Origin of the sequence: Pseudomonas sp. FJ2-5-13 (genome assembly GCF_029201605.1) — a bacterium.
Taxonomy (GTDB): domain Bacteria; phylum Pseudomonadota; class Gammaproteobacteria; order Pseudomonadales; family Pseudomonadaceae; genus Aquipseudomonas; species Aquipseudomonas lactis.
Window position 1 is genome coordinate 5,407,820 of record NZ_CP104045.1, and the last position, 25,322, is coordinate 5,433,141.

16 protein-coding genes, 6 tRNA genes and 3 rRNA genes are annotated in these 25,322 nt (G+C 54.4%); all 25 read right to left on the reverse strand.

The features are described 5' to 3' along the window. Positions 1-39: 39 nt before the first annotated feature. Positions 40-351: a 30S ribosomal protein S10 gene (gene rpsJ / locus N2A98_RS24010; protein ID WP_003186070.1), complete on the reverse strand. Its 312-nt coding sequence runs from the start codon at positions 349-351 to the stop codon at positions 40-42. Between the two features lie 157 nt (positions 352-508). After that, a complete protein-coding gene (tuf, locus tag N2A98_RS24015; protein ID WP_003176426.1) occupies positions 509-1,702 on the reverse strand; it encodes an elongation factor Tu in 1,194 nt (397 codons plus the stop codon). 30 nt (positions 1,703-1,732) lie between these two features. Beyond that, positions 1,733-3,838 carry an elongation factor G gene (fusA, locus tag N2A98_RS24020; protein ID WP_003194651.1) on the reverse strand — a complete coding sequence of 702 codons (2,106 nt, stop codon included), beginning with the start codon at positions 3,836-3,838 and terminating at the stop codon, positions 1,733-1,735. A 30-nt stretch (positions 3,839-3,868) separates the two neighbouring features. Further along, positions 3,869-4,339, reverse strand: a complete 471-nt coding sequence (gene rpsG / locus N2A98_RS24025) for a 30S ribosomal protein S7 (RefSeq protein ID WP_002555493.1) — start codon at positions 4,337-4,339, stop codon at positions 3,869-3,871. A 118-nt stretch (positions 4,340-4,457) separates the two neighbouring features. Next, a complete protein-coding gene (gene rpsL, locus N2A98_RS24030) occupies positions 4,458-4,829 on the reverse strand; it encodes a 30S ribosomal protein S12 (protein WP_002555494.1) in 372 nt (123 codons plus the stop codon). A 216-nt stretch (positions 4,830-5,045) separates the two neighbouring features. Next, the gene (gene rpoC, locus N2A98_RS24035; RefSeq protein WP_003194653.1) at positions 5,046-9,245 is read right to left on the reverse strand and encodes a DNA-directed RNA polymerase subunit beta'; all 4,200 of its coding nucleotides are present in this window, start codon (positions 9,243-9,245) and stop codon (positions 5,046-5,048) included. A gap of 64 nt (positions 9,246-9,309) precedes the next feature. Next, positions 9,310-13,383: a DNA-directed RNA polymerase subunit beta gene (gene rpoB / locus N2A98_RS24040; protein ID WP_010206926.1), complete on the reverse strand. Its 4,074-nt coding sequence runs from the start codon at positions 13,381-13,383 to the stop codon at positions 9,310-9,312. A gap of 219 nt (positions 13,384-13,602) precedes the next feature. Next, positions 13,603-13,968 (reverse strand): 50S ribosomal protein L7/L12, encoded by a 366-nt coding sequence (gene rplL / locus N2A98_RS24045; protein WP_003176432.1) that lies wholly within the window; start codon positions 13,966-13,968, stop codon positions 13,603-13,605. A 78-nt stretch (positions 13,969-14,046) separates the two neighbouring features. Beyond that, entirely contained in the window at positions 14,047-14,547 is a 501-nt protein-coding gene (gene rplJ, locus N2A98_RS24050; protein ID WP_003176433.1) for a 50S ribosomal protein L10, read from the reverse strand. A 199-nt stretch (positions 14,548-14,746) separates the two neighbouring features. Beyond that, a complete protein-coding gene (rplA, locus tag N2A98_RS24055) occupies positions 14,747-15,442 on the reverse strand; it encodes a 50S ribosomal protein L1 (protein WP_003176434.1) in 696 nt (231 codons plus the stop codon). Further along, positions 15,442-15,873 carry a 50S ribosomal protein L11 gene (gene rplK / locus N2A98_RS24060; protein ID WP_003176435.1) on the reverse strand — a complete coding sequence of 144 codons (432 nt, stop codon included), beginning with the start codon at positions 15,871-15,873 and terminating at the stop codon, positions 15,442-15,444. The genes rplA and rplK overlap by 1 nt, the downstream gene beginning before the upstream one ends. Positions 15,874-15,989: 116 nt before the next feature. Next, complete coding sequence (nusG, locus tag N2A98_RS24065) at positions 15,990-16,523, reverse strand: transcription termination/antitermination protein NusG (protein ID WP_003176436.1); 534 nt, start codon at positions 16,521-16,523, stop codon at positions 15,990-15,992. A gap of 9 nt (positions 16,524-16,532) precedes the next feature. After that, the gene (gene secE, locus N2A98_RS24070) at positions 16,533-16,901 is read right to left on the reverse strand and encodes a preprotein translocase subunit SecE (protein ID WP_003194658.1); all 369 of its coding nucleotides are present in this window, start codon (positions 16,899-16,901) and stop codon (positions 16,533-16,535) included. 45 nt (positions 16,902-16,946) lie between these two features. Further along, a tRNA-Trp gene (locus N2A98_RS24075) sits at positions 16,947-17,022 on the reverse strand. A gap of 143 nt (positions 17,023-17,165) precedes the next feature. Then, positions 17,166-17,241: transfer RNA gene (locus N2A98_RS24080), tRNA-Thr, on the reverse strand. A 26-nt stretch (positions 17,242-17,267) separates the two neighbouring features. Next, positions 17,268-17,341 (reverse strand) — tRNA-Gly (locus N2A98_RS24085). 24 nt (positions 17,342-17,365) lie between these two features. Continuing rightward, positions 17,366-17,450: transfer RNA gene (locus tag N2A98_RS24090), tRNA-Tyr, on the reverse strand. Positions 17,451-17,592: 142 nt separating this feature from the next. Further along, positions 17,593-18,039 carry a hypothetical protein gene (locus N2A98_RS24095; RefSeq protein WP_044269400.1) on the reverse strand — a complete coding sequence of 149 codons (447 nt, stop codon included), beginning with the start codon at positions 18,037-18,039 and terminating at the stop codon, positions 17,593-17,595. A 7-nt stretch (positions 18,040-18,046) separates the two neighbouring features. Beyond that, entirely contained in the window at positions 18,047-18,796 is a 750-nt protein-coding gene (locus tag N2A98_RS24100) for a pantothenate kinase (RefSeq protein WP_275622733.1), read from the reverse strand. Next, complete coding sequence (gene birA / locus N2A98_RS24105) at positions 18,786-19,745, reverse strand: bifunctional biotin--[acetyl-CoA-carboxylase] ligase/biotin operon repressor BirA (protein ID WP_078803924.1); 960 nt, start codon at positions 19,743-19,745, stop codon at positions 18,786-18,788. The genes N2A98_RS24100 and birA overlap by 11 nt, the downstream gene beginning before the upstream one ends. Positions 19,746-19,890: 145 nt before the next feature. After that, positions 19,891-20,006: ribosomal RNA gene (rrf, locus tag N2A98_RS24110) — 5S ribosomal RNA — on the reverse strand. A 158-nt stretch (positions 20,007-20,164) separates the two neighbouring features. Continuing rightward, positions 20,165-23,056: ribosomal RNA gene (locus N2A98_RS24115) — 23S ribosomal RNA — on the reverse strand. 247 nt (positions 23,057-23,303) lie between these two features. Further along, positions 23,304-23,379: transfer RNA gene (locus N2A98_RS24120), tRNA-Ala, on the reverse strand. Between the two features lie 30 nt (positions 23,380-23,409). After that, a tRNA-Ile gene (locus N2A98_RS24125) sits at positions 23,410-23,486 on the reverse strand. An 81-nt stretch (positions 23,487-23,567) separates the two neighbouring features. Further along, positions 23,568-25,104, reverse strand: a 16S ribosomal RNA gene (locus N2A98_RS24130). The 16S, 23S and 5S rRNA genes sit together here with 2 tRNA genes alongside, the layout of an rRNA operon. Between the last annotated feature and the right edge of the window lie 218 nt (positions 25,105-25,322).

A 25,322-nucleotide genomic window follows, 5' to 3' on the forward strand; every position in this document is an offset into this window, starting at 1 on the left:
CCGCCCATTTCAGAGCGTTACACGACTAAGACCCAAGTCTTAGCCGAGGCTGATCTGTACTTCCACACCGGCCGCCAGATCGAGCTTCATAAGTGCATCAACGGTTTTATCCGTTGGCTGGACGATGTCCAGTACGCGCTTATGAGTACGGATCTCGTACTGGTCACGCGCGTCTTTGTTGACGTGCGGGGAGACCAGAACGGTGAACCGCTCTTTACGGGTAGGCAGTGGAATTGGACCACGCACTTGAGCACCAGTACGTTTCGCGGTTTCCACGATTTCCTGGGTGGATTGGTCGATCAGGCGATGGTCAAAAGCCTTCAACCTGATACGGATTTGCTGATTTTGCATTGGATTTCAGACTCCGGCTGCTATTCCCACCGGGCGCAATACGCCCGTTAAAAGGAGGCGCAATTCTATAGACGCCCTAGATAGGTGTCAACCCAATAAAAAAGCCCCCGCTAAGCGGGGGCTTTCTCAAAACATCAAAGCTCACTCAAAAGAGAGATTACTCGATGATTTTAGCTACAACGCCAGCACCAACGGTACGGCCGCCTTCACGGATTGCGAAACGCAGACCGTCTTCCATAGCGATGGTTTTGATCAGGGTGACAACCATTTTGATGTTGTCGCCTGGCATTACCATTTCTACGCCTTCCGGCAGTTCGCAGTTACCAGTCACGTCAGTAGTACGGAAGTAGAACTGTGGACGGTAGCCTTTGAAGAACGGAGTGTGACGACCGCCTTCTTCTTTGCTCAGCACGTACACTTCAGCTTCGAACTTGGTGTGCGGCTTAACCGAACCTGGCTTGACCAGAACCTGGCCACGCTCAACGTCGTCACGCTTGGTACCACGCAGCAGAACGCCGCAGTTCTCGCCAGCACGACCTTCGTCGAGCAGCTTACGGAACATTTCAACACCGGTGCAGGTGGTGACGGTAGTGTCACGCAGACCAACGATTTCCAGTGGATCTTGTACCTTAACGATACCGCGCTCGATACGACCAGTTACAACAGTACCGCGACCGGAGATCGAGAATACGTCTTCGATTGGCATCAGGAACGGCTTGTCGATAACACGGACTGGATCTGGGATGTAGCTGTCCAGAGTCTCAACCAGTTTACGAACGGACGTGGTGCCCATTTCGTTATCGTCCTTGCCTTCCAGAGCCATACGAGCAGAACCGATGATGATCGGAGTGTCGTCACCTGGGAAGTCGTAAGTGCTCAGCAGATCGCGCACTTCCATCTCAACCAGTTCCAGCAGCTCAGCGTCGTCTACCAGGTCAGCCTTGTTCAGGTAAACCACGATGTACGGAACGCCAACCTGACGGGACAGCAGGATGTGCTCACGGGTTTGTGGCATCGGACCATCAGCGGCCGAGCAAACCAGGATTGCGCCGTCCATCTGGGCAGCACCGGTGATCATGTTCTTCACATAGTCAGCGTGACCTGGGCAGTCAACGTGAGCGTAGTGACGGATCAGCGAGTTGTATTCAACGTGCGCGGTGTTGATGGTGATACCACGAGCTTTCTCTTCTGGCGCGCTGTCGATTTTATCGAAATCAACGATTGCGGAACCGAATACTTCGGAGCAAACGCGAGTCAGAGCAGCAGTCAGAGTGGTTTTACCGTGGTCAACGTGACCGATGGTGCCAACGTTGACGTGCGGTAGGGAACGATCAAATTTTTCTTTAGCCACGACAATTAACTCCTTGCCTAAAGGACTGAATCAGCCTTGTTTTTTGGATACAGTTTCAGCGATGTGCGCCGGAGCTGTGTTGTATTTTTTGAATTCCATAGAGTAGCTTGCGCGACCCTGGGACATGGAACGAACGTCGGTCGCATAACCGAACATCTCGCCCAACGGAACCTCGGCGCGAATCACTTTGCCGGAAACCGTGTCTTCCATACCCAAGATCATGCCGCGACGACGGTTAAGGTCGCCCATGACATCACCCATATAGTCTTCAGGTGTAACAACTTCTACCGCCATGATTGGCTCAAGCAACTCACCACCGCCCTTCTGGGCCAGTTGCTTGGTTGCCATGGAAGCAGCCACCTTAAACGCCATCTCGTTGGAGTCGACGTCGTGGTAAGAACCGTCAAAAACGGTTGCTTTCAGGCCGATCAGCGGATAGCCGGCAACAACACCGTTCTTCATCTGCTCTTCGATACCCTTCTGGATAGCAGGGATGTATTCCTTAGGAACAACACCACCTACTACTTCGTTCACGAATTGCAGACCTTCCTGACCTTCGTCAGCAGGAGCAAAACGGATCCAGCAGTGACCGAACTGACCACGACCGCCGGACTGACGAACGAACTTGCCTTCGATTTCACAGTTCTTCGTGATGCGCTCACGATAGGAAACCTGAGGCTTACCGATGTTGGCTTCGACGTTGAACTCACGGCGCATCCGGTCAACCAGGATGTCCAGGTGCAGCTCGCCCATGCCGGAGATGATCGTTTGACCAGTCTCTTCATCAGTCTTGACGCGGAAAGATGGATCTTCCTGAGCAAGTTTGCCCAGAGCGATACCCATTTTTTCCTGGTCATCCTTGGTCTTAGGCTCTACGGCAACCGAAATAACCGGCTCCGGGAAGTCCATGCGAACCAGGATGATTGGCTTGGCAGCGTCGCACAAAGTCTCACCAGTGGTGACGTCCTTCATGCCGATCAGGGCCGCGATGTCACCAGCGCGTACTTCCTTGATCTCTTCACGGGCGTTTGCGTGCATTTGCACCATACGACCCACGCGCTCTTTCTTGCCTTTAACCGAGTTGATCACGCCGTCGCCGGAGGCCAACACGCCCGAGTAAACGCGGACGAAGGTCAAAGTACCCACGAATGGGTCGGTAGCGATCTTGAACGCCAGAGCCGAGAACGGCTCGTTGTCATCGGCGTGACGCTCCATTTCTTCTTCCTCGTTATCAGGGTTGGAACCCTTGATAGCAGGAATGTCGGTTGGAGCAGGCAGGTAGTCGATAACGGCGTCGAGAACCAGGGGAACACCCTTGTTCTTGAACGAGGAACCGCAAACAGCCAAGACGATCTCACCAGCGATAGTACGCTGACGCAGAGCGGCCTTGATTTCCACGTTGGTGAGTTCTTCACCTTCGAGGTATTTGTTCATCAGCTCTTCGCTGGCTTCGGCAGCAGCCTCAACCATGTTGTTGCGCCACTCGTCAGCCAGTTCCTGAAGCTCTTCAGGGATAGGCTTACGAACAGGAACCATACCTTTGTCGGAATCATTCCAGTAAACAGCTTCCATGTTGATCAGATCGATCTGACCCTGGAAGTTGTCTTCGGAACCGATAGCCAACTGGATAGGCACCGGAGTGTGACCCAGACGCTGCTTGATCTGACCGATCACGCGCAGGAAGTTGGCACCAGCACGGTCCATCTTGTTTACATAAACAAGACGTGGAACACCGTACTTGTTGGCTTGACGCCATACGGTTTCCGACTGAGGCTCAACACCCGAGGTGCCGCAGAACACAACGACAGCGCCGTCGAGTACGCGCAGGGAACGCTCAACTTCAATGGTGAAGTCTACGTGGCCCGGGGTATCGATTACGTTGAAGCGATGCTCGTCCTTGTACTGCTTCTCGGAACCTTTCCAGAACGCGGTAATAGCAGCAGAAGTAATGGTAATACCACGCTCCTGCTCCTGAACCATCCAGTCTGTGGTCGCGGCGCCGTCATGCACCTCGCCCATTTTGTGACTTTTGCCGGTGTAAAACAGTACGCGCTCGGTGGTGGTGGTTTTACCAGCATCCACGTGAGCGACGATACCGATGTTACGGTAGCGGCTAATCGGAGTAGTACGAGCCATAAAGCCCTCGCAAAATTAGTGAAGCTAAAATTAGAAGCGGTAGTGCGAGAAAGCTTTGTTGGCTTCAGCCATACGGTGCACGTCTTCACGCTTCTTAACAGCAGCACCTTTACCTTCAGCAGCGTCCAACAGTTCGCCGGCCAAACGCAGAGCCATAGACTTCTCGCCGCGCTTACGGGCGAAGTCTACCAACCAGCGCATTGCCAGAGCGTTACGACGGGACGGGCGAACTTCAACCGGAACCTGGTAAGTAGCACCGCCTACACGGCGCGACTTCACTTCGACCAGCGGAGCGATGGCGTCGAGAGCTTTCTCGAAGATTTCCAGGGGGTCGCTGTTCTTGCGTTCTTTAACCTTTTCCAGCGCGCCATAAACGATACGCTCGGCAACGGCTTTCTTGCCGCTTTCCATCACGTGGTTCATGAACTTGGCCAGAATTTGGCTTCCGTATTTTGGATCGTCAAGCACTTCGCGCTTGGCTGCTACGCGTCTTCTTGGCATGGATAAGCCCTCAAACGGTCTTCAGGTTCGCTCGGAATCGGTGCCCTTTCGGGACGCCTCCGACCTTACTCTTATCGACTCAGAAAATAAGATGATTCAGGTTTACAAAAAGCCGCTACTACTTAGGCTTCTTGGTACCGTACTTCGAACGACCCTGGTTACGACCTTTAACGCCGGAAGTATCCAAAGAACCGCGTACGGTGTGATAACGAACACCTGGCAAGTCTTTTACACGACCGCCGCGGATCAGTACCACGCTGTGCTCTTGCAGGTTGTGGCCTTCACCGCCGATGTACGAGGAAACCTCGAAACCGTTGGTCAGACGCACACGGCATACTTTACGCAGTGCCGAGTTAGGTTTTTTCGGCGTGGTGGTATACACACGGGTGCATACGCCACGACGTTGCGGGCAGTTCTGCAGCGCAGGTACGTCGGATTTCTCGACGATACGCTTACGCGGCTGACGTACCAGCTGGTTGATAGTTGCCATCTACTAGCTCCACTGTTGTCTTGCGACGCTATTGTCTTGCAAGAAAAGCAAAATGGCAGGAACGAATTCCCGCCAAATTTAGGGGTACAAGAGTCTAAAGAGGATCTTGCCCCCAGTCAAGGCAAGGCCCCGACCTCCCCTCGCGTCGAACCGGGGCAAAAATGCCTCGATCCGACGAATGGGAGTGTCAGGGCCCAGACTCATCTATCGCAGAACTCAGTTACCGCTTGAGTTCAGCGCTTCGGTCAGTGCAGCTTCCACTTCACTGGCGCTTACGCGCAGCGGCTTGTCAGCATCACGGCGACGCTTACGCTCGCTGTGATAAGCCAAACCGGTACCCGCCGGGATCAGACGACCCACGACTACGTTTTCTTTCAGGCCGCGCAGGTAATCGCGCTTGCCGGTTACCGCTGCTTCGGTCAGTACGCGAGTGGTCTCCTGGAAGGAGGCCGCCGAGATGAACGACTCAGTGGACAACGACGCCTTGGTGATACCCAGCAACACGCGAGTGAACTTGGAGACAAATTTCTCTTCGTTCGCCAGGCGCTCGTTTTCTACCAGTACGTGAGTCAGTTCCATCTGGTCGCCCTTGATGAAACTGGAATCGCCGGATTCAGCGATTTCAACTTTACGCAGCATCTGACGCAGGATGGTCTCGATGTGCTTGTCGTTGATCTTCACGCCTTGCAGACGGTAAACGTCCTGGATCTCGTTAACGATGTACTTGGCCAGCGCACTCACACCCAGCAGACGCAGGATGTCGTGTGGATCGCTCGGACCGTCGGAGATAACTTCGCCGCGGTTTACCTGTTCGCCTTCGAACACGTTCAGGTGACGCCACTTCGGAATCAGCTCTTCATACGGATCGCTACCGTCGTTCGGGGTAATGACCAGACGGCGCTTGCCCTTGGTCTCTTTACCGAACGCGATGGTGCCGCTGACTTCAGCCAGAATCGACGCTTCTTTCGGACGACGAGCTTCGAACAAGTCGGCAACACGCGGCAGACCACCGGTGATGTCACGGGTCTTCGAAGTTTCTTGCGGGATACGCGCGATAACATCACCGATCGCGATCTTCGCACCATCCGCTACACCGACCAGGGCGTTGGCTGGCAGGAAGTACTGAGCGATTACGTCAGTACCTGGCAGCAACAGATCCTTGCCGTTGTCATCGACCATCTTCACGGCAGGACGGATGTCCTTACCGGCAGCTGGACGATCTTTGGCGTCGAGTACTTCAATGTTGGTCATACCGGTCAATTCGTCAGTCTGACGCTTGATCGTGATGCCTTCTTCCATGCCCACGTAGGTCACGGTACCTTTCATTTCGGTAACGATTGGGTGAGTGTGCGGATCCCACTTGGCCACGATTGCGCCAGCGTCGACCTTGTCACCTTCTTTAACCGAAATCACAGCACCGTACGGCAGCTTGTAACGCTCACGCTCACGACCGTAGTCATCAGCGATGGCCAGCTCACCGGAACGGGACACAGCAACCAAGTGGCCATCCACTCGCTCAACATGCTTGAGGTTGTGCAGGCGGACGGTACCGCCATTCTTCACCTGAACGCTGTCGGCTGCGGAGGTCCGGCTTGCCGCACCACCGATGTGGAACGTACGCATGGTCAGCTGGGTACCCGGCTCACCGATAGACTGGGCAGCGATAACGCCGACCGCTTCACCGATGTTCACCTGGTGACCACGAGCCAAGTCACGGCCGTAGCACTTGGCGCAGATGCCGTAGCGGGTTTCGCAGCTGATCGGCGAGCGAACGATCACTTCGTCGATGCTGTTGAGTTCGATGAACTCGACCCACTTCTCGTCAACCAGGGTGCCGGCAGGAACGATAACTTCCTCGGTACCCGGCTTGAACACGTCACGGGCAATAACACGACCCAATACACGTTCACCCAGTGGCTCTACAACGTCACCGCCTTCAATGTGCGGAGTCATCAGCAGGCCGTGCTCGGTGCCGCAATCGATCTCGGTTACAACCAGATCTTGTGCAACGTCTACCAGACGACGAGTCAGGTAACCGGAGTTAGCGGTTTTCAACGCGGTATCCGCAAGACCCTTACGAGCACCGTGAGTGGAGATGAAGTACTGAAGTACGCTCAAACCTTCACGGAAGTTCGCAGTGATCGGCGTTTCGATGATGGAACCGTCCGGCTTGGCCATCAGGCCACGCATACCGGCGAGCTGACGGATCTGCGCAGCAGAACCCCGCGCGCCCGAGTCGGCCATCATGTACATCGAGTTGAAGGATTCCTGGTCAACTTCGTCGCCGTGACGGTCGATGACTTTCTCTTTCGAGAGGTTGGCCATCATCGCCTTGGAAACTTCGTCGTTCGCCTTGGACCAAAGGTCGATCACCTTGTTGTACTTCTCGCCCTGGGTTACCAGGCCGGAGGCGTACTGGCTCTCGATCTCTTTCACTTCGTCAGTGGCAGCACTGATGATGCGAGCTTTTTCATCCGGGATAACGAAGTCGTTAACGCCGATGGAAACGCCGGAGATAGTCGAGTAAGCGAAACCTGTGTACATCAACTGGTCAGCGAAGATAACGGTCTCTTTCAAACCAACCACGCGGTAGCACTGGTTGATCAGCTTGGAGATCGCCTTTTTCTTCATCGGCAGGTTGACGACGTCGTACGACAGACCTTTTGGCACAACCTGGTACAACAGCGCACGGCCGACAGTGGTGTCGACGATACGGGTGTTGCTCACGCTGCCGCCGTCACGGTCGTTGACGGTTTCGTGGATCCGCACTTTGACCTTGGCGTGCAGTGCGGCTTCGCCGGCACGGAACACACGGTCAACTTCTTGCAGGTCAGCGAACACACGACCTTCGCCCTTGGCGTTGATCGCTTCACGGGTCATGTAGTACAGACCCAATACAACGTCCTGCGACGGAACGATGATTGGCTCACCGTTGGCTGGCGACAGGATGTTGTTGGTCGACATCATCAACGCACGCGCTTCCAACTGAGCTTCCAGTGTCAGCGGTACGTGCACGGCCATTTGGTCGCCGTCGAAGTCGGCGTTGTACGCAGCACAGACCAGAGGGTGCAGCTGGATAGCCTTACCTTCGATCAGTACAGGTTCAAACGCCTGGATACCCAGACGGTGAAGGGTCGGTGCACGGTTGAGGAGAACCGGGTGTTCGCGGATCACTTCAGCAAGAACGTCCCAAACCTCTGGCAGTTCGCGCTCGACCATTTTCTTGGCCGCTTTGATGGTGGTCGCGAGACCGCGCATTTCCAGCTTGCCGAAGATGAACGGCTTGAACAGCTCGAGTGCCATCTTCTTAGGCAGACCGCACTGGTGCAGACGCAGGGTCGGGCCTACGGTAATTACCGAACGACCGGAGTAGTCAACACGCTTACCGAGCAAGTTCTGACGGAAACGACCTTGCTTACCCTTGATCATGTCAGCCAGGGATTTCAGAGGACGCTTGTTGGAACCTGTGATAGCGCGGCCACGACGACCGTTGTCGAGCAGGGCATCGACCGCTTCTTGCAACATACGCTTTTCGTTGCGCACGATGATGTCCGGAGCGGACAGATCAAGCAGGCGCTTCAAGCGGTTGTTACGGTTGATCACGCGGCGGTACAGGTCGTTGAGGTCGGACGTCGCGAAACGACCACCGTCCAACGGTACCAGCGGACGCAGGTCTGGCGGCAGAACCGGCAGAACGGTCAGCACCATCCACTCTGGCAAGTTGCCGGAACCCTGGAAGGCTTCCATCAACTTCAGACGCTTGGACAGCTTCTTGATCTTGGTTTCGGAGTTGGTTTGCGGAATCTCTTCGCGCAGACGACCAATCTCGTGCTCCAGGTCGATAGCGTGCAGCAGTTCGCGGACAGCTTCGGCACCCATGCGGGCATCGAAATCGTCGCCGAACTCTTCCAGCGCCTCGAAGTACTGCTCGTCGTTCAGCAGCTGACCTTTTTCAAGGGTGGTCATGCCTGGGTCGATAACGACATAGCTCTCGAAGTAGAGAACACGTTCGATATCACGCAGGGTCATGTCCATCAGCAAGCCGATACGGGACGGCAGCGATTTCAGGAACCAGATGTGGGCAACCGGCGAAGCCAGTTCGATGTGCGCCATGCGCTCACGACGAACCTTGGCCAGCGCGACTTCAACGCCACACTTCTCGCAGATCACACCACGGTGCTTCAAGCGCTTGTACTTACCGCACAGGCACTCGTAATCCTTTACCGGGCCAAAGATCTTGGCGCAGAACAGGCCGTCACGTTCAGGTTTGAACGTACGGTAGTTGATGGTTTCCGGCTTTTTAACTTCACCGAACGACCACGAACGGATCATCTCAGGCGATGCCAATCCAATACGGATGGCGTCGAACTCTTCGACTTGACCCTGGTTTTTCAGCAAATTCAGTAGGTCTTTCAAGGCCTTTCCTCCTGGCGGAGCAGAGAGCGGGCTAAACAGCCCCGCTCTCGATTCGCGTCACGTGTTATTCGGTTTCCAGATCGATATCGATGCCGAGGGAACGAATTTCTTTGATCAACACGTTGAAGGACTCGGGCATGCCCGGCTCCATACGGTGATCGCCGTCCACGATGTTTTTGTACATCTTGGTACGACCGTTCACATCGTCCGACTTCACTGTGAGCATTTCTTGCAGAGTGTATGCAGCACCGTATGCTTCCAGTGCCCAGACCTCCATCTCCCCGAAACGCTGACCACCGAACTGAGCCTTACCACCCAGCGGCTGCTGGGTAACCAGGCTGTACGAACCGGTAGAACGAGCGTGCATCTTGTCGTCTACCAAGTGGTTCAGCTTCAGCATGTACATGTAGCCAACAGTAACCGGGCGCTCGAACTTGTTGCCGGTACGGCCGTCGAACAGCTGCATCTGGCCGCTTTCTGGCAGGTCTGCCAGTTTCAGCATGGCCTTGATTTCGCTTTCCTTGGCACCGTCGAACACCGGGGTAGCCATTGGAACGCCGCCGCGCAGGTTCTTCGCCAGATCCAGGATTTCCTGGTCGGAGAAGGTGTCCAGCTCTTCGTTGCGACCGCCGATCTCGTTGTAGATCTCGTGCAGGAACTTACGAAGGTCTGCGACCTTGCGCTGCTCTTCGATCATACGGTTGATCTTCTCGCCCAGACCTTTGGCCGCGAGGCCCAGGTGGGTTTCAAGGATCTGACCAACGTTCATACGCGAAGGTACGCCCAACGGGTTGAGGACCACGTCGACCGGGGTGCCATTGGCATCGTGCGGCATGTCTTCAACCGGCATGATCACAGAGACCACACCCTTGTTACCGTGACGACCGGCCATCTTGTCGCCCGGTTGGATGCGGCGACGGATTGCCAGGTAAACCTTGACGATTTTCAGCACGCCTGGAGCCAGGTCATCGCCCTGCTGCAGTTTGCGCTTCTTGTCTTCGAACTTGTCGTCCAGCAGACGGCGGCGATCAACGATATAGGCCTGGGCCTTCTCGAGCTGCTCGTTCAGAGCGTCTTCAGCCATACGCAGTTTGAACCACTGGCCGTGCTCAAGACCGTCGAGGATTTCGTCGGTGATGTCCTGACCTTTCTTCAGGCCTGCGCCGCCTTCAGCCTTGTGGCCTACCAGAGCGGAACGCAGACGTTCGAAAGTCGCGCCTTCAACGATACGGAACTCTTCGTTCAGGTCCTTGCGGATCTCGTCGAGCTGGGTCTTCTCGATGGACAGCGCACGAGCATCACGCTCAACGCCGTCACGGGTGAAGACCTGTACGTCGATGACAGTACCCTTGGTACCGGTAGGTACACGCAGGGAGGTGTCTTTAACGTCGCTGGCTTTTTCACCGAAGATGGCACGCAGCAGCTTCTCTTCCGGCGTCAGCTGGGTCTCGCCTTTCGGAGTGACCTTACCGACCAGGATGTCGCCAGCGCCAACTTCAGCACCTACATAAACGATACCGGCTTCGTCCAGCTTGTTCAGTGCAGCTTCACCCACGTTCGGGATGTCTGCAGTGATTTCCTCAGGCCCAAGCTTGGTATCACGTGCCACACAGGTCAGTTCCTGAATGTGGATCGTAGTGAAGCGGTCTTCTTGAACCACACGCTCGGACAGGCAGATGGAGTCTTCGAAGTTGAAGCCGTTCCATGCCATGAACGCGATGCGCATGTTCTGACCCAGAGCCAGTTCACCCATGTCGGTGGACGGGCCGTCGGCCATGATGTCGCTACGCTGAACGCGATCACCCTTGCTCACCAGCGGACGCTGGTTGATGCAGGTATTCTGGTTCGAGCGGGTGTATTTGGTCAGGTTGTAGATGTCGACACCGGCTTCGCCAGTTTCTACTTCGTCATCGGCAACACGAACCACGATGCGGCTGGCATCAACGGAGTCGATCACACCGCCACGACGAGCCACGACGCAAACGCCGGAGTCACGCGCTACGTTGCGCTCCATGCCGGTACCCACCAGCGGCTTGTCAGCACGCAGGGTCGGTACAGCTTGACGCTGCATGTTGGAACCCATCAACGCACGGTTGGCGTCATCGTGCTCCAGGAACGGGATCAGCGACGCTGCAACCGAAACTACCTGCTTCGGAGAAACGTCCATCAAGGTGACGTCTTCCGGCGCCTTGACGGTGAACTCGTTCAAGTGACGAACAGCTACCAGCTCGTCGACCAGGACTTTCTTGTCGTTCATCGTGGCCGAAGCCTGAGCGATCACGTGATCAGCTTCTTCGATGGCGGACAGGAATACGATCTCGTCGGTGACCAGGGCGTCTTTCACCACACGGTACGGGCTTTCGAGGAAGCCGTACTGGTTGGTGCGCGCATAGGCAGCCAGGGAGTTGATCAGACCGATGTTCGGACCTTCCGGCGTTTCGATCGGGCAAACACGACCGTAGTGCGTCGGGTGTACGTCACGGACTTCAAAGCCAGCACGCTCACGGGTCAGACCGCCCGGGCCCAGTGCAGAAACACGGCGCTTGTGGGTGATCTCGGAGAGCGGGTTGTTCTGGTCCATGAACTGCGAAAGCTGGCTGGAACCGAAGAACTCTTTCACCGCAGCAGCCACTGGCTTGGCGTTGATCAGGTCTTGCGGCATCAGGCCTTCGCTTTCAGCCATCGACAGACGCTCTTTGACCGCACGCTCAACACGTACCAGGCCAACGCGGAACTGGTTCTCGGCCATTTCGCCTACGCAGCGAACACGACGGTTACCCAGGTGGTCGATGTCATCGACGATGCCTTTGCCGTTACGGATGTCGACCAGGGTCTTCAATACCGCGACGATGTCTTCCTTGCACAGCACGCCCGAACCTTCGATCTCGGTACGACCGATACGACGGTTGAACTTCATCCGGCCGACCGCAGACAGGTCATAGCGCTCAGGGCTGAAGAACAGGTTGTTGAACAGGGTTTCGGCAGCGTCTTTGGTTGGTGGCTCACCAGGACGCATCATGCGATAGATCTCGACCAGCGCTTCCAATTGGTTGCTGGTGGAGTCGATCTTCAGTGTGTCGGAGATGAACGGACCGCAGTCGATATCGTTGGTGTACAGGGTCTCGATGCGAACAACCTGGGCCTTGGCGATCTTGGCCAGGATCTCGGTGTTCAGCTCGGTGTTGCACTCAGCCAGGATTTCGCCTGTAGCCGGGTGAACGATGACCTTGGCGGTAGTACGACCCAGGACGTAGTCCAGTGGCACTTCCAGCTCTTTGATACCGGCTTTTTCGATCTGGTTGATGTGGCGCGCAGTGATACGACGACCAGCCTCAACGATGACCTTGCCTTTTTCGTCCTGGATGTCCAGGACAGCAATTTCACCACGCAGACGCGAAGCGATCAGCTCCAGCTTGAGGGTTTCATCCTTCAGGCTGAATACGTTGGTGGTGTAGAAAGCGTCCAGCACCTGCTCAGTGGTGTAACCGAGCGCGCGCAGCAATACCGAGGCCGGCAGCTTGCGACGACGGTCGATACGCACGAACACGCAGTCTTTCGGGTCGAACTCGAAGTCCAACCACGAACCGCGGTACGGAATGATCCGCGCGGAGTACAGGAGTTTGCCGGAGCTGTGCGTCTTGCCGCGGTCGTGGTCGAAGAACACGCCCGGGGAACGGTGCAGCTGGGAAACGATTACACGCTCGGTACCGTTGATTACGAAGGTACCGTTTTCAGTCATCAGTGGGATTTCGCCCATGTAGACTTCTTGCTCTTTGATGTCCTTGATCGCTTTGTTCGACGATTCTTTGTCGAAAATGATCAGACGGACTTTTACCCGCAAAGGTACGGCGTACGTAACGCCACGCAACACGCATTCTTTGACATCAAATGCCGGTTCGCCCAGGCGATAACCGACGTACTCCAGCGCAGCATTGCCGGAGTAGCTGATGATCGGGAAAACGGATTTGAAGGCCGCATGCAGGCCCACGTCGCGGAACTGATCTTTGGTCGCTCCCGCCTGCAAGAATTCACGATACGAATCCAGCTGGATAGCCAGAAGGTACGGGACATCCATGACGTCCGGCAACTTGCTAAAGTCCTTGCGGATACGTTTTTTCTCAGTATATGAGTAAGCCATCAGCGTTCCCCAGCTTGGTCACCTGCTTGTTTGGCCCCTCCGACGGGAGCAGCCAGAAAATCTTGCAAACCCCATGGTTTGCACCACCGCTTCGGGTGGCTACAGCGCGTTAATGGCGGCGACCGAGTCGACAGCCAAGAACGGAAAAAGGCCGGTGGCAAGAGCCACCAGCCATCAGCCTTCAGCTTAACGCTTGGGCTGGAGACGCAAGGTCGATGCTTACTTCAGCTCGACTTTAGCGCCTGCTTCTTCCAGAGTAGCTTTGGCTTTGTCAGCGGCGTCTTTCGACACAGCTTCCAGAACCTGGGCAGGAGCGCCGTCAACTACAGCCTTGGCTTCTTTCAGGCCCAGACCGGTCAGTTCACGTACTGCCTTGATCACGTTTACTTTCTTCTCGCCAGCTTCCAGCAGCATGACGTTGAATTCGGTTTGCTCTTCAGCAGCGACAGCAGCAACAGCTGGGCCAGCGGAAGCAGCGGCAGCGGAAACGCCGAATTTTTCTTCGAAAGCTTTGATCAGCTCAACAACCTGCAGAACCGACATTTCAGCTACGGCGTTGAGGATATCGTCTTGGGAGATAGACATTGCTGTATTTCCTGAATTGGGGGACGGCCTACGCGGCCATCGAAATAAACAAAAATACGCGAGAGAATTTGCTCAGCCTTAGGCTGCGGCAGCTTCTTTTTGCTCGCGAACTGCAGCCAGAGTACGAGCCAGCTTGCTGGTAGCGCCTTGAATCACGCTCATCAGCTGCGAAATAGCTTCGTTACGGGTCGGCAGTGTTGCCAGTACGTCGATTTGGTTAGCTGCGAGGAACTTGCCCTCGAACGCAGCTGCCTTGATCTCGAACTTATCCTGACTCTTGGCGAATTCTTTGAACAAACGGGCAGCAGCGCCTGGATGATCTTTAGAGAACGCGATCAGAGTCGGGCCGGTGAACACGTCGTTGAGAACACTGTATTCAGTGTCAGCAACGGCGCGCTTGAGCAGGGTGTTACGTACAACACGTACGTATACGCCAGCTTCACGAGCCTCTTTACGGAGTCCGGTCATAGCGCCTACTGTCACACCACGGGCATCAGCCACGACAGCGGACAGAGCAGCTTTGGCAGCCTCGTTGACTTCAGCGACGATGGCCTTCTTGTCTTCGAGATTAATTGCCACGGGTTTAACTCCTGCTTGTTACCGTTTCATCTGGCCTAGGCCTGATGTCGTTTTGGTGTCTGATTCGGTAAGGAACCGGGAGCACCATCTGCGTAGGCTTGTTGGTTTAAGACTTGCGTCGCCTACGGTCTTGGATAGCCCCCGCCAGGCAGGGACCCCAATCTTTCAATTGGCGCAATTACTTGCGCCAATTTATGTCTTATACGTCCAGCGAGCCTTGGTCGATGACCAGACCTGGGCCCATAGTGGTGCTCAGGGTAACGCGCTTGACGTAGATACCTTTCGAGGAAGCAGGCTTGATACGCTTCAGATCAGCGATCAGGGCTTCAACGTTTTCCTTCAGCTTGACGGCATCGAAGCCGACTTTGCCAACGGAGGTGTGAATGATGCCGTTTTTGTCGGTGCGATAACGAACCTGACCAGCCTTGGCGTTTTTAACCGCGGTAGCTACGTCTGGCGTTACGGTGCCGACTTTAGGGTTAGGCATCAGGCCACGTGGACCGAGGATCTGACCCAACTGACCTACAACGCGCATTGCATCCGGGGAAGCAATTACGACGTCATAGTTCAGGTCGCCGCCTTTCATTTCGGCAGCCAGGTCGTCCATGCCAACGCGATCAGCACCAGCGGCCAGAGCAGCTTCAGCAGCTGGGCCTTGGGTGAAGACAGCAACACGTACAGTCTTGCCAGTACCGTGTGGCAGCACAGTAGCGCTACGAACGACCTGGTCAGATTTACGTGGGTCAACGCCCAGGTTTACAGCAACGTCAACAGACTCGCTGAACTTGACAGTCGACAGCTCGGTCAGCAGGGCAGCAGCGTCTACGAAGTTGTAGGACTTGCCCGCTTCGATTTTGCCGGCGATAGCCTTTTGGCGCTTGGTCAGCTTAGCCATTACACACCCTCCACGTTAAGGCCCATGCTACGAGCAGAACCGGCGATGGTACGCACGGCTGCATCCATATCAGCTGCAGTCAGATCCGCGTTTTTGGTTTTCGCGATTTCTTCCAGCTGAGCACGGGTCACGGTGCCAACCTTAACGGTGTTAGGACGAGCGGAACCGCTAGTCAGACCGGCAGCTTTCTTCAGCAAAACCGAAGCCGGGGTCGACTTGGTTTCGAAGGTGAAGCTACGGTCGCTGTATACAGTGATGATCACTGGAGTCGGCAGACCTGGCTCAAGACCCTGAGTACGGGCGTTGAAGGCCTTGCAGAATTCCATGATGTTCACGCCGTGCTGACCCAGAGCTGGACCGACGGGTGGGCTAGGGTTGGCCTGAGCGGCCTTCACTTGCAGCTTGATGTAAGCGGTAATCTTCTTGGCCATGAGGCACTCCAATTACGGGTTCAAACGCCTCGAAAGGCTCCCCGGTTACTTGCGCGTTTATCCCAGTGACGACAAAACCCCACAGCCGAAGCTGCGGGGTTGGGATGCTTGCCCAGCTAGACCTTCTCGACCTGGCTGAACTCCAACTCTACCGGAGTAGAGCGACCGAAAATGAGCACTGCCACTTGGATCCGGCTCTTTTCGTAGTTAACTTCTTCGACCGTACCGTTGAAATCAGCAAACGGACCATCTGTAACGCGAACAACCTCACCCGGCTCGAACAACGTCTTCGGCTTGGGCTTGTCGCTACCGTCAGCGACACGACGCAGAATTGCTTCCGCCTCTTTATCGGTGATCGGAGCAGGCTTATCGGCAGTACCGCCAATGAAGCCCATGACGCGAGGGGTATCCTTGACCAAGTGCCAAGTACCTTCGTTCATGTCCATCTGTACCAGCACGTAGCCAGGGAAGAACTTGCGTTCGCTTTTGCGCTTCTGCCCATTCCGCATTTCAACCACTTCTTCAGTGGGAACCAGAATTTCGCCGAAGCCATCTTCCATGCCTGCCAGCTTTACGCGCTCCAGCAAAGAGCGCATAACATGCTTCTCGTAACCCGAGTAAGCATGCACAACGTACCAACGCTTAGCCACGGGACACCCTTAGCCAACAATCAAGGAAACAAGCCAGCCGAGCAGGGAATCAAGCCCCCACAACAGCAACGCCATAACCAGAACAACAGCCACGACAATCAATGTGGTCTGCGTGGTTTCTTGGCGAGTCGGCCAAACGACTTTACGGATTTCGGTGCGAGCTTCCTTAACCAGTACCGCGAAGGACTTGCCTTTGGCAGTCTGCAGACCTACAAAGGCAGCTACAGCAGCAAGGGCAAGCAAAGCGAGTACACGGTACAGGATCGGCGAAGCAGAATAGTACTGATTGCCAACAACGCCTACGACCACCAAGGCGACTACAGCGAGCCACTTTACCAGATCGAAACGAGAGCTTTGAGCTTCAGCCTTAGGAGTCATCTATGAAGATCCTGTGAAAAGAAAGCCAGACACACCACGTGAATCTGGCAGGTCAGGAGGGAATCGAACCCCCAACCTACGGTTTTGGAGACCGTCGCTCTGCCAATTGAGCTACTGACCTAAAACAAAATCAGGCCGACCATTATGCAGGCCTGAAAAAGACTTTACAACAACCAACCCCACAAGACCTGAAACATCGAACAACATTCAAGCCGAGGCAGCTGTTAAAACAAAGGCAGATATTTTCATATCTGCCTTGTTATATGGAGCTCTTGAGCGGATTTGAACCGCTGACCTCACCCTTACCAAGGGTGTGCTCTACCAACTGAGCTACAAGAGCGAAACACCTTGCACAACCTGCAAACTTGGAGCGGGTAGCGGGAATCGAACCCGCATCATCAGCTTGGAAGGCTGAGGTTCTACCACTAAACTATACCCGCGGAGCTTGCAGCTCACGCTAAAAATGGTGGAGGGGGAAGGATTCGAACCTTCGAAGTCGTAGACGTCAGATTTACAGTCTGATCCCTTTGGCCGCTCGGGAACCCCTCCTAAGCGAGCCGGCATTTTACATCACGCCGACCTTCTGTCAAGCATTTTCTCATTTAAATTATGAGGTTAGCTGCATTGACGGTAGCTTTGCACTGTAGCCCTTAAAGGTCTTCACTGCGAAGCGGGCGCCATTCTATGCAAACTATTCGAGAGTTGCAATGCCTTCACACAGCATTATTTTATGTTTTAACTCATTGAATTCATTAGCAAGGCTTTCAAAGGGCAGATCGTCAGCCAGGCGACGGCTTTCAGGGGCTACGCGCAACCAATAACCCGAGGCGTCCGGTGCGTTCAGCGACTGGACCTTGACCTTGATATCAAGGCTCGTGAGCCTCTGCTCGAGAGAGGAGGCTTGGCGTCGATCCGAGAAGCCACCGATGTATAAGCAGGTATTTTGCGCCTCGGCCGGCCTCGCTCGATCGCGCCGAGCCACCGTGTCTGCCGACTCACTCAAGAGGCGAATGTCTTGCTGCGCTCCCCGATGGAGACTCAAGGGCGTGACATCCTTGGCCCGCAATGGCGCCTCTTGCTGATGCCAGACGTAATAGAAAACATTGAGAACCAGTAAAAGCAAAAACAGCCAGCGCATAATCACCTCAAGACAAAGGACACGCCATCGCCAAACCAACAAACACCAGGTCCGGGACCAGCCGAGCCTGAGGCGCGGCATCCCTGACCAGTTCGGCATCGCCTCCAGTGAGGAAGACCGTGAAATCCTCCCCCCAATAGCCTCGCGCCAACTCGAGCTGGGTCAGCACGAACCCTCTAAGCATGAGGGTACAACCACGCTCGACAGCCTCTACGGTTGTTCGACCAGGAGAGAGACGCTCCAGCGCCCGCTCAGCGGCCGCGTCGTCATAGCGTATCTTGCGGGTATGGGTTCGCAGTTGATTACGCATAAGCGGCATACCCGGGCAAATAAACCCACCCAGGTGGCCACCGTCCGGACCAATAAAATCTGCTGTCGCCGCTGTACCAAAGTCGAGTACCAAGCATGCACCTGACGCCAATTTGAACGCGCCTAGCATGGCCAGCCATCGATCCATCCCCAGGCGCTGGAAGTCGTCGTAGCCATTGCGCACTCCGCCCATTTCTTGAGCAGAGGTGGCGCAGGAAACAGCAACGCCAAATGCCGCTACCAAGGCAGCTATCAGCTTATCGGTCTCCTCAAGCGCGCGAACACTCACCAACCGACAACGCGTGAGCAATAGACCAGGCAAAGCCACCAAACTATCGATCAGCGCGATATCCGAACCTGCGATGCCTTCCGCGCGAACAGTTGCCTCACTCGACTCAAGAACACGCCATTTGATAAAGCTATTTCCACAGTCGAGCTCAAGAATCATCACGCAACCTCAGGCTTAACTCACCACCGCTGTATATTTTCTCAACGCCACCGACATCCAAACGCAAGGCGCCCTGACGATCCACGCCCAGCACAACCCCATCGATCTGATTGACGCCCGCGATAAGCGACACGGACCTCCCCTGCCAGGCGTGATGCTGTTCCCATTCGTCTTGCAACCCTGCAAAACCCGCAGCCTTGTGTCGATCTAGGTAGGCTTGTAGTTGCAAACCCAGACGCGCCACCAGGTGATTACGATCCACAGGAGAGCCAGCCTCGAGCTGCATCGAAGTCCATTGCTGATCAACCTCTACAGCCTTCTGCATATTCACATTGATACCTATCCCTAGCACAACGTGACAGATATCGGCGGGATCTCCCACCAACTCAAGCAAGATGCCTGAGATTTTCTTTTGCCCAACCAGGACATCGTTTGGCCACTTCAAAGCTGCGCCCCGCACACCCGACTCACGCAGAGCCTGCAGGACTGCCAGCCCCACCACCAGACTCAGCCCTTCCAGTTGCCGCAAACCGCCCTCAATACGCAATACAAGGCTGTAGTAAACGTTTTGCGCAAATGGGCTGACCCATTTGCGGCCTCGTCGCCCCCTACCCGCCGTCTGTTGCTCCGCCAGCACAACAAAAGGAGCCGCACTGCCCGCACCGATAAGACGTAAAGCCTCAGCATTAGTGGAATCAATGGAGTCGAAAATGTGAACGGGCCAAGCCAAGGAAGCCGCGCCCAAAGAAATCTCCTGCGCATTCAAAAACACCAATGGCGCAGCCAATCTATATCCGCGGCCCCGCACCTTATGAATGGGGAGATTCAATTCTGCCTCAAGATGCTGAAGCTGCTTCCACACGGCACTGCGACTAACGCCCAAGGCAGCGCCAAGCGCTTCTCCAGAATGGAACTGACCATCTTTCAGAAGTTTCAACAACGTCAGCATGCACATATCGCCTCAGAATGAGGCACGCATGATAGCCATGCGCAGGGTCATTGCATAGAAAGGCTAGATATCAGTCTGGATCGAGATTTTCGAGCGCCCAAAACAAAACCCCAACTGCTTTCGCAATTGGGGTTTCGGAATTTAATCTTGACGATGACCTACTCTCACATGGGGAAACCCCACACTACCATCGGCGATGCATCGTTTCACTGCTGAGTTCGGGATGGGATCAGGTGGTTCCAATGCTCTATGGTCGTCAAGAAATTCGGGTACTGAGTCGCGGCCAGCTGGCCTCGCTTCAGCAAATTGGGTATGTGACAGCTTTCGGTGCTTTGTGAGCGTCGAACTTTCGGTTCATCTTCGTCTTCACACACCGCAATCTGATGCTCGTTAGAGTAGTCAAATTGCTTGGGTGTTATATGGTCAAGCCTCACGGGCAATTAGTATTGGTTAGCTCAACGCCTCACAGCGCTTACACACCCAACCTATCAACGTCGTAGTCTTCGACGGCCCTTCAGGGAACTCAAGGTTCCAGTGAGATCTCATCTTGAGGCTAGTTTCCCGCTTAGATGCTTTCAGCGGTTATCTATTCCGAACATAGCTACCCGGCAATGCCACTGGCGTGACAACCGGAACACCAGAGGTTCGTCCACTCCGGTCCTCTCGTACTAGGAGCAGCCCCTCTCAAATCTCAAACGTCCACGGCAGATAGGGACCGAACTGTCTCACGACGTTCTAAACCCAGCTCGCGTACCACTTTAAATGGCGAACAGCCATACCCTTGGGACCGGCTTCAGCCCCAGGATGTGATGAGCCGACATCGAGGTGCCAAACACCGCCGTCGATATGAACTCTTGGGCGGTATCAGCCTGTTATCCCCGGAGTACCTTTTATCCGTTGAGCGATGGCCCTTCCATACAGAACCACCGGATCACTAAGACCTACTTTCGTACCTGCTCGACGTGTCTGTCTCGCAGTCAAGCGCGCTTTTGCCTTTATACTCTACGACCGATTTCCGACCGGTCTGAGCGCACCTTCGTACTCCTCCGTTACTCTTTAGGAGGAGACCGCCCCAGTCAAACTACCCACCATACACTGTCCTCGATCCGGATAACGGACCTGAGTTAGAACCTCAAAGTTGCCAGGGTGGTATTTCAAGGATGGCTCCACGCAGACTGGCGTCCACGCTTCAAAGCCTCCCACCTATCCTACACAAGCAAATTCAAAGTCCAGTGCAAAGCTATAGTAAAGGTTCACGGGGTCTTTCCGTCTAGCCGCGGATACACTGCATCTTCACAGCGATTTCAATTTCACTGAGTCTCGGGTGGAGACAGCGCCGCCATCGTTACGCCATTCGTGCAGGTCGGAACTTACCCGACAAGGAATTTCGCTACCTTAGGACCGTTATAGTTACGGCCGCCGTTTACCGGGGCTTCGATCAAGAGCTTCGCGTTAGCTAACCCCATCAATTAACCTTCCGGCACCGGGCAGGCGTCACACCCTATACGTCCACTTTCGTGTTTGCAGAGTGCTGTGTTTTTAATAAACAGTCGCAGCGGCCTGGTATCTTCGACCGGCATGAGCTTACGGAGCAAGTCCTTCACCCTCACCGGCGCACCTTCTCCCGAAGTTACGGTGCCATTTTGCCTAGTTCCTTCACCCGAGTTCTCTCAAGCGCCTTGGTATTCTCTACCCAACCACCTGTGTCGGTTTGGGGTACGGTTCCTGGTTACCTGAAGCTTAGAAGCTTTTCTTGGAAGCATGGCATCAACCACTTCGTTAACTAAAAGTTAACTCGTCATCAGCTCTCGGCCTTAGAATCCCGGATTTACCTAAGATTCCAGCCTACCACCTTAAACTTGGACAACCAACGCCAAGCTGGCCTAGCCTTCTCCGTCCCTCCATCGCAATAACCAGAAGTACAGGAATATTAACCTGTTTTCCATCGACTACGCTTTTCAGCCTCGCCTTAGGGACCGACTAACCCTGCGTCGATTAACGTTGCGCAGGAAACCTTGGTCTTTCGGCGTGGGTGTTTTTCACACCCATTATCGTTACTCATGTCAGCATTCGCACTTCTGATACCTCCAGCAAGCTTCTCAACTCACCTTCACAGGCTTACAGAACGCTCCTCTACCGCATCACTTACGTGATACCCGTAGCTTCGGTGTATGGTTTGAGCCCCGTTACATCTTCCGCGCAGGCCGACTCGACTAGTGAGCTATTACGCTTTCTTTAAAGGGTGGCTGCTTCTAAGCCAACCTCCTAGCTGTCTAAGCCTTCCCACATCGTTTCCCACTTAACCATAACTTTGGGACCTTAGCTGACGGTCTGGGTTGTTTCCCTTTTCACGACGGACGTTAGCACCCGCCGTGTGTCTCCCATGCTCGGCACTTGTAGGTATTCGGAGTTTGCATCGGTTTGGTAAGTCGGGATGACCCCCTAGCCGAAACAGTGCTCTACCCCCTACAGTGATACATGAGGCGCTACCTAAATAGCTTTCGAGGAGAACCAGCTATCTCCGAGCTTGATTAGCCTTTCACTCCGATCCACAGGTCATCCGCTAACTTTTCAACGGTAGTCGGTTCGGTCCTCCAGTTAGTGTTACCCAACCTTCAACCTGCCCATGGATAGATCGCCCGGTTTCGGGTCTATTCCCAGCGACTAGACGCCCTATTAAGACTCGCTTTCGCTACGCCTCCCCTATTCGGTTAAGCTCGCCACTGAAAATAAGTCGCTGACCCATTATACAAAAGGTACGCAGTCACCCAACAAAGTGGGCTCCCACTGCTTGTACGCATACGGTTTCAGGATCTATTTCACTCCCCTCTCCGGGGTTCTTTTCGCCTTTCCCTCACGGTACTAGTTCACTATCGGTCAGTCAGTAGTATTTAGCCTTGGAGGATGGTCCCCCCATATTCAGACAAAGTTTCTCGTGCTCCGTCCTACTCGATTTCATGACTAAGAGATTTTCGCGTACAGGGCTATCACCCACTATGGCCGCACTTTCCAGAGCGTTCCGCTAATCTCAAAGCCACTTAAGGGCTAGTCCCCGTTCGCTCGCCACTACTAAGGGAATCTCGGTTGATTTCTTTTCCTCAGGGTACTTAGATGTTTCAGTTCCCCTGGTTCGCCTCTTGCACCTATGTATTCAGTACAAGATAACCATCTTATGATGGCTGGGTTCCCCCATTCAGACATCTCCGGATCAAAGTCTGTTTGCCGACTCCCCGAAGCTTTTCGCAGGCTACCACGTCTTTCATCGCCTCTGACTGCCAAGGCATCCACCGTATGCGCTTCTTCACTTGACCATATAACCCCAAGCAATCTGGTTATACTGTGAAGACGACATTCGCCGAAAATTCGAATTTCTCAGTTAAGAGAACTCACAAATTTTACCTTAGCCTGATCCGTTACCAGTGAAAGTAACGTTCAGTCTATCTTTCTATCACATACCCAAATTTTTAAAGAACGAACTAGTCAAAGACTAGAAATCAACATTCACCATCACCACGATGGAATGCTCATTTCTAAGCTTTATACAAACAGAAGCAGTAGTGGTGGAGCCAAACGGGATCGAACCGTTGACCTCCTGCGTGCAAGGCAGGCGCTCTCCCAGCTGAGCTATGGCCCCGTATTTCTACAGGCGTTTCCCACACAAAATTGGTGGGTCTGGGCAGATTCGAACTGCCGACCTCACCCTTATCAGGGGTGCGCTCTAACCAACTGAGCTACAGACCCAATTTCGGGCTGCTTCTTTCGTCTTCTTCAATGAATCAAGCAATTCGTGTGGGAACTTATGGAGCAGCTGATGTCGTCGATTAAGGAGGTGATCCAGCCGCAGGTTCCCCTACGGCTACCTTGTTACGACTTCACCCCAGTCATGAATCACACCGTGGTAACCGTCCTCCCGAAGGTTAGACTAGCTACTTCTGGTGCAACCCACTCCCATGGTGTGACGGGCGGTGTGTACAAGGCCCGGGAACGTATTCACCGCGACATTCTGATTCGCGATTACTAGCGATTCCGACTTCACGCAGTCGAGTTGCAGACTGCGATCCGGACTACGATCGGTTTTATGGGATTAGCTCCACCTCGCGGCTTGGCAACCCTCTGTACCGACCATTGTAGCACGTGTGTAGCCCAGGCCGTAAGGGCCATGATGACTTGACGTCATCCCCACCTTCCTCCGGTTTGTCACCGGCAGTCTCCTTAGAGTGCCCACCATTACGTGCTGGTAACTAAGGACAAGGGTTGCGCTCGTTACGGGACTTAACCCAACATCTCACGACACGAGCTGACGACAGCCATGCAGCACCTGTCTCAATGTTCCCGAAGGCACCAATCTATCTCTAGAAAGTTCATTGGATGTCAAGGCCTGGTAAGGTTCTTCGCGTTGCTTCGAATTAAACCACATGCTCCACCGCTTGTGCGGGCCCCCGTCAATTCATTTGAGTTTTAACCTTGCGGCCGTACTCCCCAGGCGGTCAACTTAATGCGTTAGCTGCGCCACTAAAAGCTCAAGGCTTCCAACGGCTAGTTGACATCGTTTACGGCGTGGACTACCAGGGTATCTAATCCTGTTTGCTCCCCACGCTTTCGCACCTCAGTGTCAGTATTAGTCCAGGTGGTCGCCTTCGCCACTGGTGTTCCTTCCTATATCTACGCATTTCACCGCTACACAGGAAATTCCACCACCCTCTACCATACTCTAGTCAGTCAGTTTTGAATGCAGCTCCCAGGTTGAGCCCGGGGATTTCACATCCAACTTAACAAACCACCTACGCGCGCTTTACGCCCAGTAATTCCGATTAACGCTTGCACCCTCTGTATTACCGCGGCTGCTGGCACAGAGTTAGCCGGTGCTTATTCTGTCGGTAACGTCAAAATTGTAGAGTATTAATCTACAACCCTTCCTCCCAACTTAAAGTGCTTTACAATCCGAAGACCTTCTTCACACACGCGGCATGGCTGGATCAGGCTTTCGCCCATTGTCCAATATTCCCCACTGCTGCCTCCCGTAGGAGTCTGGACCGTGTCTCAGTTCCAGTGTGACTGATCATCCTCTCAGACCAGTTACGGATCGTCGCCTTGGTGAGCCATTACCTCACCAACTAGCTAATCCGACCTAGGCTCATCTGATAGCGCAAGGCCCGAAGGTCCCCTGCTTTCTCCCGTAGGACGTATGCGGTATTAGCGTCCGTTTCCGAACGTTATCCCCCACTACCAGGCAGATTCCTAGGCATTACTCACCCGTCCGCCGCTCTCAAGAGAAGCAAGCTTCTCTCTACCGCTCGACTTGCATGTGTTAGGCCTGCCGCCAGCGTTCAATCTGAGCCATGATCAAACTCTTCAGTTCAAACATCTTTGGGTTTTTAAGAAACCCTAAACTTGGCTCAGCAATCGTTGGTTACATCTTTGATTTCTCGCGGAGTAACTTGTGATGCTGATAATCTTGTTGACTATCAGTCTGACTCCACAAGCACCCACACGAATTGCTTGATTCAGTTGTTAAAGAGCGGTTGGTTAAGATCTTTCGTCTCAACCGAGGCGCGCATTCTACAGCAGCCTCATTTG